Below are 13,101 nucleotides of genomic sequence, written 5' to 3' on the forward strand. Positions count from 1 at the left end.
CGATGAGGGCCTGACACCCGCCGATATCCGGGCCATGATCGCCGCCACGGGCAGGGATTGAGGTACAAAAAAGCGCAGACGGCCTGACGCCATCTGCGCTTTTCTATCTCAGATAAGATTCAGGCTTCTTACAGAAGCTGAATATCAACGGCAGCGGTCTTGCCGCGTTCGTTCTGCAGTTCGTAGGAAACCTTCTGGCCATCGGCCAAGCCCTGCAGGCCGGCGCGCTGCACAGCCGAAATATGAACGAAGACGTCGTTGCCGCCTTCAGCAGGCTGGATAAAACCATAACCCTTAGTGGTATTGAACCACTTCACCGTACCTTCAGCCATCAATGCTCTCCTTGGGTCTCAAGCTGTTACGAGGCGTGAGGCTCTTACCCCTCACAAGACAATCGTGTATCTCGGTAGCAGCGGGCGAGACCAAAGACTGCGGCGGATGCCGAAACTCTTCAAATCCCTTTAGCATAGGCAGCCAGACTAACGGATTGTGGGGATATTAAGACGCAGGTTTTAAAAACGGTCAAACAAAAACACGCCGTATTTGGGGTGTCTCGCATTCATTTTACCGGAAAATTGACAAAAATATCCCGGTTTGGCGGATTTTTTATTACTACCCGCTGCGATCCCGGCGCGAAAGATGATAAATCAAGCGCTGTACCGTCCTGTGTCATCCGTCTGCAATACCGCTCCCGAGGGTCTATGCGCGCCTCCGACATGAATACCTGGCTGCTGAAGCGCGGCCTGACCCTGCCGGCGGCCGTGCTGCGTTTTCTCGCTGGCGGCGGTGTCGTCTATCGCCAGGGCCACACGCTGGATGCGCAGATCCAGTTCCTGTGGCGCGGCCTGTTCACCACTCCGGCCGGTCGCACGCGCCTGTCGCTTAACGGCAAGAGCCTGGAGAGCGTCCGGGCGGAATGGCAGGAAACCATCGACCTGTTCGGCCTGCCGGACGATATACGTGTCCGCTATGAAACCGTTGAGGGCGAGGTCGGCGGGCTGCTGATCAGGCCGGCGCATATTTCCGAAGACGCGCCGCTGCTGGTCTTCTTCCACCAGGGCGGCGGCGTGATCGGCGGGCCGAACCTCAGCCGGGCGTTCGCCGCCCTGCTGGCACACGAAGCGCACGGCCCCGTTTTCCTGCCCGAATACCGCCTGGCGCCGCTCAACCGGTTCCCGGCGGCGCTGGAAGATACCCGCGCGGCCTATGACTGGGCCGTGGCCAATGCGACGCGCCTGGGCGCCCCCTCCGGACAAGTTGCGCTGGGCGGGGCCTTGATCGGCGCCAGCCTGGCGGCGCGGATCAGCCTCGACCTCAGGCTTGAAAACAGTCCCCTGCCCGCCGGGCAATTGCTGGTGACCCCGCTGATCGATCTCGCTGATCCGGCCATCAAGGCGGATGCCGCAGTCGGCCTGTGGCCGATAAATGCGGACGACCTGGATATCCTGATCAGCCACTATGCCGGCGCCGGCACGAGCCTGACCGATCCTCGCCTCTCTCCGGCGCTGGAAAATCTGCCCAACGGGCTGCCGAAAACCTTCATCGTATCCGCCGGCCTCGATCCCCTGGCCAGCCAGGGCGAAGCCTTTGCAAAGAGTCTGACCGCCGCAGGCACGCCTGTCACCTACCGCCGTTATGACGCTCTGCCGCTCGGTTTCGACCTGTTTGCGGGCGTGGTCGATGAAGCCCGCTCAGCGGTTCGGAACATCGCCGAAAACTGGGTCGATCTGCTGCGCAATATTGAGGCGCGGCGCGCACAGGATGCCGCCTGATGGATCTGGCGCATCTCTATGCCCATGCGGAGGCGCAAGGTCCGTTGCCGCCGGTCTCGAAATGGAATCCGCCCTTCTGCGGCAATATCGACATGCGCATCAGCCATGATGGAACCTGGCTCCATAACGGCACCCCCATCACCCGGCCGGCCATGGTCCGGCTGTTTGCCGGCATATTGCGCCGGGAAGGCGACGCCTATTTTCTGGTCACGCCGGTTGAAAAGGTCGGAATCACAGTCGAGGACGTGCCCTTCATTGCCGTGGAGATGACATCCAAAAACGGCCGTCTGAGCTTTCGCACCAGTGTCGGTGACCGGGTGACGGCCGATGAGGCACATCCTTTGCGTTTCGAGACCGATGGCGAGGGCTTCAGGCCATATATATGCGTCCGCGATGGCCTTGAGGCGCGCCTGTCGCGCAGCCTGGCACAGGATCTGGCCGCCCTGGGCGATGTACGCGAGCATATGAATGAACCTTGGTTCGGTGTGTGCTCCGGCGCCTTATTCTTTCCTGTCATCCCGGCGGATCGTTTGTAATCGGCCCATTATTACATGACTGACATATTCATGCTGGGTTCAGGCTGAGCCCTCTAAATTAATTTCATGGGGGCGATAGAATAAGGAAAATCGCCATGAAACGATTTATAATTTCCACGGCTCTGGCCGTAATGGCCGGTACATTTGCCATTGCCGGCGCGGCTTCGGCCGATCCGGGGCATCGCGGTCACGATCGTGGCTATGAACGCGGCTATGATCGCCACCACGACCGTTATGACCGGCACGATCGTTACGACGACCGCCGTTATTATCGCGGTTATAATCGCGGCTATCATCGCGGCTGGCGCGATCGCTCAGACTGGCGCCGCGGCGGCTATGTCTCTTATAATGACTGGCATCGCGGCTATTATGTCGATTATCGCCGTCACCACCTCCGCCGCCCGCCCTATGGCTATGAATGGCGCCGGGTAGATGACAATTACGTGCTGGCGGCCGTAGCCACCGGCCTGATCGCCTCGGTGATCATCGGCGGCTATTAAAGCAGAACGGCGCCTCGCAAGGGGCGCCGTTTTTGATTAGCGGTTGATGGCTTTGGCCAAGGCGGCGTCATCCAGCCCCAGCGCCTGAAGCGCCGTAAGGGTTATGCCCGCTGCGTCCAGCCCGGCCTCGGCATATTGCTGAGCCTGTGATGCCTGGTCCTGATAGGCATCTGGTAGGGTCAGGGTGCGGATCTTCAGGCCGGCATCGAGCGCGCCTTCCCCCGCCAGATAATGCAGCACGAACGCGCCGAAACCGCCCACCGCCCCCTCTTCCACCGTGATCAGGCATTCGTGATGCTTCGCCAGTTGCAACACCAGATCCTTGTCGATCGGCTTGGCGAAACGGGCATCGGCGACGGTGGTCGAAAGGCCCCTCGCCGCCAGCATATCGGCCGCCTTCAGCGCATCGCCCAGGCGCGTGCCCAGGGACAGGATGGCGACCTTGGTGCCTTCGCGCAGGATGCGCCCCTTGCCGATCGCCAACGGTGCAGCCCGTTCGGGAATGGCGATGCCGGTGGCCTCTCCGCGCGGATAGCGGAAGGCGGACGGCCCGTCATCATAGGCCGCGGCCGTGGCGATCATCGCCGCCAGTTCAGCTTCATCGGCGGCCGCCATGATCATCATGTTCGGCAGGGCGCCGAGATAGCCGATATCGAAGGAACCGGCGTGCGTGGCGCCATCCGCTCCCACCAGCCCGGCACGATCGAGCGCGAAACGCACCGGCAGGTTTTGCAGGCTGACATCGTGCGCCACCTGGTCATAGCCGCGCTGCAGGAAGGTCGAATAGATGGTGCAGAAGGGCTTCATGCCATCCGCCGCCAGACCGGCCGCGAAGGTGACGGCGTGCTGTTCGGCGATGCCGACATCATAGGTGCGCGCCGGGAAAACCTCGGCGAAACGGTCCAGACCGGTGCCCGAAGGCATGGCGGCGGTGATGGCGACGATGCGGTCATCATCGCGCGCCTGCTTGATCAGTTCCGACGCGAAGACATCGGTATAGCTCGGCGCATTGGCCTTGGGTTTGGATTGCTCGCCGGTGATAACATCGAACTTAGCGACGCCATGATACTTGTCGGGCGCGGTTTCGGCCGGCTCATATCCCTTGCCTTTTTGCGTCACCACATGGACCAGTACCGGGCGATCCTTGATCTCCTTGACGCGCTTCAGCACGGCCAGCAGGTTTTCCATGTCGTGGCCATCGATCGGCCCGACATAGTAGAAGCCCAGCTCCTCGAAGAAGGTGCCGCCGGTAAACCAGGTGCGCGAAAATTCTTCCGACTTGCGCACCATCTCGAACAGCGGACGCGGCAGGCGCTCGGCCACGCTCTTGCCCCAGCGGCGCAGGGATTGATAGGCGCCGCCGGAAACCAGATTAGCCAGATAGGCGCTCATCCCCCCTACCGGCGGCGCAATCGACATGTCGTTATCGTTGAGGATGACCGTCAGATGCTTCGTCGTCTCGGCGGCGTTGTTCATCGCCTCATAGGCCATGCCGGCCGACATGGAACCGTCACCAATCACAGCGATGACGTTATTGTCCTCGCCCTTCTGGTCACGCGCGGCGCAGAACCCCAGGGCCGCAGAGATCGAAGTGGCCGCGTGCGCGGCGCCAAAGGGATCGTAGATGCTTTCGGACCGCTTGGTGAAGCCGGACAGGCCGCCGGCCTGGCGCAAGGTGCGGATACGGTCACGCCGGCCGGTCAGGATCTTGTGCGGATAGCACTGGTGGCCAACGTCCCAGATCAGGATATCGCGCGGTGTCTCGAAGACATGATGCAGGGCTACCGTCAGTTCAACCACACCGAGAGAAGACCCCAGATGGCCGCCGATCTTCGACACCACGTCGATGGTTTCACTGCGCACCTCGTCAGCCAGCGCCTTCACCTGGGGGGCGGTCAGGTCTCGAATGGATTCGGGATTGGTCAGGCTGTCGAGGATGGGGGTTTCAGGCATCTAAACGCAAACCGGTATCTTTTGCAATTTTGGCGTAATACAAACCTGTCTTAAGCGCATTGCAACAAAATAGCCATTGGTTTTGCATCCCGACAGAAGAATTGGCTCAGTTGCGCCGGTTGAGTACAAAGTCAACACTATCGCGCAGATAACGGGCTTTTCCGCCGAAGATTTCCAGCCGTGACTTCGCCTGATCAGCCAGTATTTGCACGCGGCTCTTGGCTTCTTCCAGACCCAGCAGGGTGACGAAATTGGTCTTGCCCATGGCGGCGTCCTTGCCGCCCGATGCCTTGCCCATTTCCTCGGGATCACCCTCGACATCGAGCACATCGTCGGCAATCTGATAGGCCAGGCCCAGATCCTGGGCGAAATGGGTCAGGGCCACGCCTTCCTTGTCGGAAGCACCGGCGATGATCAGCGGTATCTGGAAGGCATAGACGATAAGCGCACCGGTCTTCAGGCGCTGCATCCGTGCCACGCCACCGAGATCATCCGGCACGCCGATCAGGTCGATCATCTGGCCGCCGGCCATGCCCTGCGCGCCGGACGCCACGGCCAACATCCGGATCAGTTCGACCCGGACCTGCGGATCTTCGTGCGTATCTTCATGCGCCAGGATTTCAAACGCCACGCTTTGCAGGGCATCCCCGGCCAGCACGGCCGTTGCCTCGTCATAGGCGCGGTGGACCGTCAGGCGGCCACGGCGGATATCATCGTCGTCCATGCACGGCAGGTCGTCATGGACCAGGCTGTAGGCATGGATGCACTCCAATGCACAGGCAGCGCGCAGGACGGCATTTTCATCGGCATCGAACAGCCGGGCCGCTTCCAGGGCGAAGAAAGGCCGCAGACGCTTGCCGGGCCCTAGCGCCGCATAGCGCATGGCCTCGGTCAGGCGCATTTCGGCGCCTTCGCCGCGCGGCAGCAATTCATCCAGCGCCATCGTCACCAGATCGGCCGTTTCGGCCATGCGGGCCTGCAGCGGCGGCAGGTCGGAATTGGCGGCGACAGGCGTCATGGCCTAACCAAACTCAGCCGGATTTACGCCTTCGACAGCACCGGACTTGTTCAGGGAAATCTTCTCAACCTGAAGACGTGCCGCTTCGAGACGCTCCTCGCAAAGCTGCTTAAGGCGCGCGCCTTCCTGATAAAGCGCCAGCGATTTTTCGAGCGGCGCCTGCCCGGATTCCAGCTCGGAAACGATCTTTTCCAGTTGCTTCAGGGCGTCTTCAAAGGAAAGCTCAGTGGTCTCAGTCATTTGCGTGTCCTTAGTTCGTAGCGGCGGCACCCCCAGTATTTAAACCCCTCCTCCAGGGATTTTCTATAGCCCATTTTCTTCAATTCGATACTGACCATCAGATTGAAGAAACCGTGGGCCAGAACCAGCACGTCACCGCCTTCGCGGGCCTTGTCAAACAGGAACTCTGCCACCTTGCGGGCGCGAACCTTGGCGACTTCGCGGCCTTCGACATCGCCGTGAATGTTCAGATACCACCAGCAGACCCGCGCCACAAAGCCCCAGGCGTAGGAATTGGGCGACAGCTTGATAAAGGACGGCAGATGCGGCGGCGGCAGCGGCGCCTCGATCAACGCCTCAAGCGACGTAAAACCCTTGCCATCACAGACCGCTTCGGCCGTTTCGATCGAACGCGGCAGGGTGGAGGAAAAGATATAACGCGCTTCGCGGGCGAACTTCTTCAGGATCGGCGGCGGCGTCTGGCCTTCCAGCAGGCCGGCCTGGTCATACCTGGCCCACCACTCGATATACCCCCGCCAGTCCAGCTTGACACGGCGCGACAGGGCCGGTTCGCCATGGCGTACAAGGGTGATCGCGCCGGCCTTCACGGCAGCGGATGTTCCCTGTTCGATCATATTCGTGTCGCGCAACAGACCCCCGAACCGACGCAACTCACAATGAGATTCGCCGCTGGCTATTGGATAGAGGCCGTTGGTAACGTCCTTGCGGGAGGGGGGCAAGTTTTTTGTGGCGGTTCAATCCGCTCGCTGCAATTCCAGATGCACGACATTTGTGCGCTGGGTGCGGAAACCGGCCTCGCAATAGGCCAGGTAAAACAGCCACAGCTTGCGGAAGTGGGCATCAAAGCCCTTGATGCGCCCCTCTTTCCACGCATCCTCGAAACGCTGCCCCCACTGCCGGAGGGTCTCGGCATAATCCCCGCCGAACTTGAAGGAGGACACCGCTTTCAGGCCTGCGGCCTGGGTTTGCTCCAGCAGTTTCTGCACCGAGGGCAGCATTCCGCCGGGGAAGACATATTTCTGAATGAAATCCGCGCGCGACTTGTAGTCCTCGAACATTTCGTCGGCGATGGTGATGATCTGTAGCCCCGCCTTGCCGCCCTTTTTCAGCACATCATGCAGCTTCGTGAAATAGGTGCCCCAGTAGCTTTCACCGACCGCCTCGAACATCTCGATCGACACCACCGCGTCAAACTGCCCCTTGATATCTCGGTAGTCCATCATCACGATCTCGACCCGGTCCTCCAACCCCAGACGCTTCATGCGTTCGACGGCATAGTCAGCTTGCGCCTGGCTGATGGTGACGCCGGTGACCCGTGCGCCGATGGTTTCCGCGGCATATTGCGCGAAGCCGCCCCAGCCGCAGCCGATTTCCAGCACATGCTGGCCAGGCTTGAGATCGACCATCTTCGCCAGCTTGGCATATTTCGCCGTCTGCGCCGCGCCGAGATCCTTGTGCTCGCGGAAGCGCTCGCCCTCGAACAGGGCGGAGGAATAGGTCATCGACTGGTCAAGCCACTGATCGTAGAAATTGTTGCCGAGATCGTAGTGGTCAAAAATATTCCTGCGGCTGCCTTTCCTGGTATTTTTGCGCAGGGCGTGGACGATATTGTTGAACGTCCGCACGACAATATTGCCGGTGAACAACTGCCCCAGCTTCTCGCTGTTCAGGCTGAGCACGGTCAGCAGGGTCGCCAGATCGGGCGTATCCCACTCGCCTTCCCGATAACCATCGCAGAAACCGATATCGCCGGACGCCATGACCCGCTTCATGAAATTGAAGTCCTTGACCAGCAGGGTGGCCGCGGGCCCCGGTTGAGGCCCTTCAAGCCGCATGGACCGGCCGTCCGGAAAGACGACATCCATCTGGCCGAATGTCCACACCTTGCGCAGGGTTTCAACGCCCTTGCGCACGGCGAACGGTTGATCCTTCAAGACTGGCAAATCCTGGTCGATGGCGGTGGTCATGAATGAATGGCCTTTCCTCAGAAGCGGTTCAACCTCTTATACGGTACGCCATGCCGGGCAGACCTGTCCGGCAGCACAATTCAGATGTGGACAGATTAACAGAAAACCGGCCGAACGCAAAAAGGCCCGGTGCGATGACCGGGCCTTTTCACGCAGAGTTTAGGGTGAGTTACTTTCGTACCGTTACCGCCGCGCCGGAATAGGCCACTTCCTTATCGAAGGCGTCCAGATTTCCGCTGGTCGAGGCGCCCGGCGTGATGAAGCGCACGCGGAAGGTCCGGTCGGCGATCATGCCCTTATAGCTGCCGGTGCGCGCACCAATGGTCAGTTCGCCGGTCTTGTCGTTATAGCTCAGCGGGATACGGCTGAACTCGCCGCGCGTATAACCATTTGTGACTCCGTCATCCTCATAGAGGCTGAAGGCACCATCGGCGCCGGTATAGATGGTAAAGGTCAGCGGCGCGTCCGGCTTTTCGTCGACATACTGCGTCACCGGCCCCATCGGCACCACCGACCCCGCCTTGACGTAAAGCGGCATCTGGCTCAGCGGCGCATTGGCCGTGATCGTCTGGCCGCCGTTCACGCGTTCGCCGGTGTAGAAGTCGTACCAGTCAGCCCCTGCCGGCAGGTAGACGCTGCGCGAGGTGGCCTTGTATTCCGATACCGGCGCCACCAGGAAGGCATGGCCGAACAGGTATTCGTCCTTGATGTCCTTGACCTTCGGATCGCGGAAATCCATCACCAGGCCACGCATGATGGTGCCAGAATTATGGTAGGTATCCGAGGCTGTAGCATAGATATAGGGCATGAGACGGTAGCGCAGCTTGTCATACCAGATCATGTTTTCGCGCATCTCGGAGCCTTCCGGCGCGATGATGAAGATTTCGCGCTTCACGCCTTCGCCGTGCGAGCGGAACAGCGGCGAGAAGGCGCCGAACTGGAACCAGCGCTGGTTCAACTCGCGCCATTCCTTCAAGTCTTCCGCCGTGCCGGTGCCGCCGGCGCTGCGGTTTTCCTGTAAGCCGCCGACATCCGTGCCCTGGAAGCGCGTTTCCTGCGCGTAGCCGCCGATATCGTGCGTCCAGTTGGGGATGCCGGACATGGAGAAGTTCACACCGGCAGCGATCTGGTCGTAGAGGTTGTTCCAGCGGCCGACCGTATCGCCCGACCATACGGCCGCGGCATTGCGCTGCACGCCGGCGAAACCCGAACGGGTCAGGATGAACTGGCGGGTGTCCGGCTGGTCTTTCTTCAGGCCGTCATACATCGCCTTGGTGTTCATCAGGGCATAGGGGTTATGGACAATGGCGCCCGGCCCCATCTGCGTAGGCGTAATCAGGGCGGCGAATTCGGCCGGCGAGGTATTGGAGCGCACGTCCGGCTCGGTATTATCCATCCACCAGGCATCGAAGCCCTTCACGACGAGCGTGTCATGAAGCTGCTTGTAATACATATCGCGCGCCTCCTGGTTATAGGGCGAATAGTGGCTGTTGAGGTAGCCCTTGCCCACCCAGTCGCGCTGGCCTTCCTCGACATTCTTCGTCCACATATAGCCCTTCTTCTCGAAGGCTTTGTAGTTGTCGGTATTGGCGTAGAACTTGCCCCAGATCGAGATCATGATGTGGGCGTGTTCTTTGTGCACCTCGTCGACCATCTTCTGCGGATCGGGGAAGCGGACCGGATCGAAGGTATGCGAGCCCCACTGGTCTTCCGGCCAGTAGAACCAGTCCTGCACCATGTTGTCGATCGGGATCTGCATGTCACGGTATGTCTTGAGCACGCCCAGTAACTGATCCTGCGTCTCGTAGCGCTGGCGCGACTGCCAGAAACCGTAGGCCCATTTCGGCATCAGAGGCGCCTGGCCGGTCAGGTGGCGATAGCCACCAATGACGCCATCCATGCTGTCGGACGCGATGAAATAGTAGTTGAGCCCCGTGCCGGCTTCCGAGGTGAATTGCAGCGAATGCTGGTCGGCGGCGGATTGCGGGTTGTTATGCGTAATGGCGATCATGCCGCCGGAAGGCTGCCATTCGAGATGGAACTTCACCGGCTTGCCCTGGGTGAAATCCTGCTCGAAATTGTGATACCAGGGGTTCCAGCCCTGGCGCCAGACGCTGAGGATTTTCTTGCCGTCGATGGTCAGGTCGGCATAGTCCGACGAATACATCTGCATCTTGTGGACGCCGGAAATATCCGAGGTCATGGTGCCGTCCCAGACGACCAGCACCTTCTTGCCGGCAGTCGCTTCCTTGGAAAGCGCCGGATCGCTCGGCCAGTTGGCGGCGACATCGCTGAGATACTGATACCGGATGTCGCTTTCGTTGCGGGTCAGGACCAGCTTGCCATCGACATAGTATTTGGCGGTCAGGCCGGGCTTGCCGTCCTCGGCGGCCAGCTTCAAATCGCGGCTGAACAGGGCATAGGGGGTCGGATTGCCCCAGCGGGTGATCGAGTTGTTATCCCACAACAGGCCGTAATTCTGGTCCGACATCACAAAGGGGACGGCGACGTCCATATTGTGCTGGGAGAGCAGCACATCCTCGCCATTCATGTCCATCTGGGCATTCTGGTGCTGCCCCAGACCATAGAGCCCTTCGGTCGTGCCACGGTTGAACTGGGCATGGGTGGCGACGTAAGGCTGGCCTTCGATCGTGACCGGCGTGATGCTGGCGGCGCTCTCGGTCAGGACGGGCTTGCCGTCGGCATTGTAAAAGGTGACCAGGCCGGTTTCGAGCGAGACCACGGCCGAAGCCTTGGCCGCCTTCAGGGTCACGTCCTTTTTCGTTTCGGAAACAGTGAAATCGCCGCCGGGGGTGGCCACCGTCATCAACGACGGCATCTGCTGGCGCGCCGGATCGTCGGTCGCCAGCACATGGATAATGGAATCGCTCATTACCTCCAGGCGGACTTCTTTGGCAGTGCCGGTATCCGGCTTGACCACAATACCTGTGGCGGTTTTCTCATAGGAACCGGCCAGGGCCGCGCCCGCCGACATTATCAGGGCGATAGCTGATACCGAGGCCCAAATCTTCGCTGCTTTCATCTTCTCACTCCCTTATTGTTGTTATTCAAAAGCAAGAACCCCCACCACCACTGCGCTTCGCTTGCGGTCCCCCTCCCCGGCATAGCCTGGGAGGTATAGATTCTTTTCTCTTATACCTCCCCAACTTGTTGGGGAGGGGGACCGACGGGCTCTTGCCCGTTGGTGGTGGGGTTTCTTGCTTTACTTACTGCTCGTATGTCGCCAGCCGGACCTTCAATATCACGGGCTGGCCGGTGAAGTTCAGGCCATAATCGGTCTGGTCACCGTTCCACACGCGCTCGAAGACCCACTTGCCGCCTTCAAAATGGCCTTCCTCGACACGATCAAGCAACATGCCTTTTTTGGCGTTTTCCTTGCCGGCGCCGAAGGTGATCCGGGCATTCATGCCGGCCACCAGGAACTCACTGTCGCTCAGTTTCGCCACAACGACCCCGCCACTCGGCACATCAGACCCTTCCGGATAACCGTTCTTATTCTCCGGATCCCACTTGCGCAGACCGAACTGCCATTCGCGGTAACTGACCGTCGCGTTCCATTTCGCGCCCAGATCGAGCGCCTGATCAGAATGATCATCCGGTTCGGACACGCCCCACACCTGGGATTCATAGCTCAGCTTCGCCCATTCACGGTCCATGCCCTCGAACAGCTTGTAGACCGTGGCGAAGGGCTTGACCATTTCGATATCGGTTTTGGTCGTGCCCAGCGGATGGTTGGAATAGCCGGTATAATCGAATCCAAACGGATCAAAACCGATGCCCTGACGTCCCAGCGCCGAGAAAATATACCGGGCATAGACAGGTGAATTGCCACTTTCGGCGACATAAAGCGCATTATCGGGACGGGCATACAGCTCCAGCGTCTTTTCGTAGCTTTGCGAAGTCGGTGTATAGAGGTCGGGCGCCAGCAGCTCGATATGCGGCGCGGCCGCCTTCCAGACATCGATCACACTGTAGACCGGGCCACCGGATGCATAGGAGCCCGCAGGCTGATCGGGATTGAGCGGATCCTTCAGCGCCGCATTGACATAGGTCGGCAGCGGATAGACGGCGTCGCCCGCCGCCACGATATCGTCTATATAGGTGGCGATTGACCAGGCGTGGAAATATTCGTCGGCGTCCTTGCCGAACACCGTGTTCCAGTCGCCGGGCTTCTTGTTGTACTTTTTCAATAGCGCCGCAGGCACCGGTTTCGCCATCAGGGCATCGGCCTTTTTTGAATAGTCGCGGGCCGCGCCATAAACACCGGTTTCATTCTCCGGCTGGAGCATGATGACCGTATGCTGGTCGCCATCGATCGCCTTGATATGCTTCACCAGTTCGACATAGGCTTTTTTATCGGCCTCGCGGGTGGTATCATAAAGCGGCGACAGTGCGTAGGAGGTGGTGCCGTCCTTGTTGGTCAGGCGCGGGAAGCGCTTATTGTCGGTCTTGACCCAGGTCGGCGCGTAGGAGGGGCCGGTGTTCTTCCAGGTGGCGAACCACAGGATCACCAGGCGGACATTGTTTTCACGCGCCTGCTTGACCAAGGTGTCGACGAAGCTGAAATCGAACTTTCCTTCCACCGGCTCGATCTGCTCCCAGGCCACCGGCATGGTAAGGGTATTGGCGTGCATGTCCCTGATCGCCGGCCAGACCTTCGGCAGGGTGGCTTCATAGTTGCTGGAATTATTGGCCTGGCCGCCCAAAACGAGGAACGGCGCGCCATCGACTATCAGGGCATATTTGCCGTTCTTCTGCACCAGTTCAGGAATTGGCGCCGCCGCCTGCGCCGACGCCGCTCCGGCCATAGCCAGCACACTCGCTGATAGCGCTAACAGTAGTTGTTGCGACGCAAAGGTCTTGACTGTCTTTTTCAAAGGTATCCGCTCCCACAAAATTGCCGCCCTGCTTATTTTCGCAAAGTTTTACCTGCAAAGTCGGCGCTCACATATAAAATATGTCGTACAATATTGGCCGCCCTTTCGGCAAGCGTCAAATGACGAATCTGGTTTTAAATAGTATTTTTTTCTGTAAGCTTCTTATGGCGAAGCGGCGAATCTCAGGGTTCTGACATCGTGCGATGCGCCGCAGGGA

11 protein-coding genes are annotated in these 13,101 nt (G+C 59.8%); 3 read left to right on the forward strand and 8 right to left on the reverse strand.

All coding sequences use genetic code 11. The features are described from left to right. Positions 1-128: 128 nt before the first annotated feature. Complete coding sequence (locus ACTHND_RS10490) at positions 129-332, reverse strand: cold-shock protein (RefSeq protein WP_090648391.1); 204 nt, start codon at positions 330-332, stop codon at positions 129-131. Positions 333-701: 369 nt separating this feature from the next. Here ACTHND_RS10490 and ACTHND_RS10495 point away from each other — a divergent pair, with 369 nt between their 5' ends. The 3 genes from ACTHND_RS10495 to ACTHND_RS10505 all read left to right on the forward strand — a co-directional run bounded on the left by ACTHND_RS10495 (position 702) and on the right by ACTHND_RS10505 (position 2,808). After that, positions 702-1,772 (forward strand): alpha/beta hydrolase, encoded by a 1,071-nt coding sequence (locus ACTHND_RS10495; RefSeq protein WP_440177892.1) that lies wholly within the window; start codon positions 702-704, stop codon positions 1,770-1,772. After that, entirely contained in the window at positions 1,772-2,308 is a 537-nt protein-coding gene (locus ACTHND_RS10500) for a DUF1285 domain-containing protein (protein ID WP_440177893.1), read from the forward strand. Before ACTHND_RS10495 ends, ACTHND_RS10500 begins: the two co-directional genes overlap by 1 nt. A gap of 95 nt (positions 2,309-2,403) precedes the next feature. Further along, on the forward strand, positions 2,404-2,808 hold the full coding sequence (locus ACTHND_RS10505) for an RcnB family protein (protein WP_440177894.1): 405 nt from the start codon (positions 2,404-2,406) through the stop codon (positions 2,806-2,808). A gap of 36 nt (positions 2,809-2,844) precedes the next feature. Here ACTHND_RS10505 and dxs read toward each other — a convergent pair whose 3' ends face one another. The 7 genes from dxs to ACTHND_RS10540 all read right to left on the reverse strand — a co-directional run bounded on the left by dxs (position 2,845) and on the right by ACTHND_RS10540 (position 12,815). Then, the gene (gene dxs, locus ACTHND_RS10510; RefSeq protein ID WP_440177895.1) at positions 2,845-4,761 is read right to left on the reverse strand and encodes a 1-deoxy-D-xylulose-5-phosphate synthase; all 1,917 of its coding nucleotides are present in this window, start codon (positions 4,759-4,761) and stop codon (positions 2,845-2,847) included. Positions 4,762-4,867: 106 nt separating this feature from the next. Further along, on the reverse strand, positions 4,868-5,779 hold the full coding sequence (locus ACTHND_RS10515; RefSeq protein ID WP_440177896.1) for a polyprenyl synthetase family protein: 912 nt from the start codon (positions 5,777-5,779) through the stop codon (positions 4,868-4,870). A 3-nt stretch (positions 5,780-5,782) separates the two neighbouring features. Next, entirely contained in the window at positions 5,783-6,019 is a 237-nt protein-coding gene (locus tag ACTHND_RS10520; protein ID WP_440177897.1) for an exodeoxyribonuclease VII small subunit, read from the reverse strand. Further along, complete coding sequence (locus tag ACTHND_RS10525) at positions 6,016-6,648, reverse strand: phosphoglycerate mutase family protein (RefSeq protein WP_440177898.1); 633 nt, start codon at positions 6,646-6,648, stop codon at positions 6,016-6,018. The genes ACTHND_RS10520 and ACTHND_RS10525 overlap by 4 nt, the downstream gene beginning before the upstream one ends. Positions 6,649-6,753: 105 nt before the next feature. After that, positions 6,754-7,986 (reverse strand): class I SAM-dependent methyltransferase, encoded by a 1,233-nt coding sequence (locus ACTHND_RS10530; RefSeq protein WP_440177899.1) that lies wholly within the window; start codon positions 7,984-7,986, stop codon positions 6,754-6,756. Between the two features lie 169 nt (positions 7,987-8,155). Continuing rightward, positions 8,156-11,029 (reverse strand): TIM-barrel domain-containing protein, encoded by a 2,874-nt coding sequence (locus tag ACTHND_RS10535; RefSeq protein WP_440177900.1) that lies wholly within the window; start codon positions 11,027-11,029, stop codon positions 8,156-8,158. Between the two features lie 184 nt (positions 11,030-11,213). Next, the gene (locus ACTHND_RS10540; RefSeq protein WP_440177924.1) at positions 11,214-12,815 is read right to left on the reverse strand and encodes a DUF5597 domain-containing protein; all 1,602 of its coding nucleotides are present in this window, start codon (positions 12,813-12,815) and stop codon (positions 11,214-11,216) included. Positions 12,816-13,101: the final 286 nt, after the last annotated feature.

The sequence above is a fragment of the Asticcacaulis sp. genome (assembly GCF_051954415.1).
Taxonomy (GTDB): Bacteria; Pseudomonadota; Alphaproteobacteria; order Caulobacterales; family Caulobacteraceae; genus Asticcacaulis.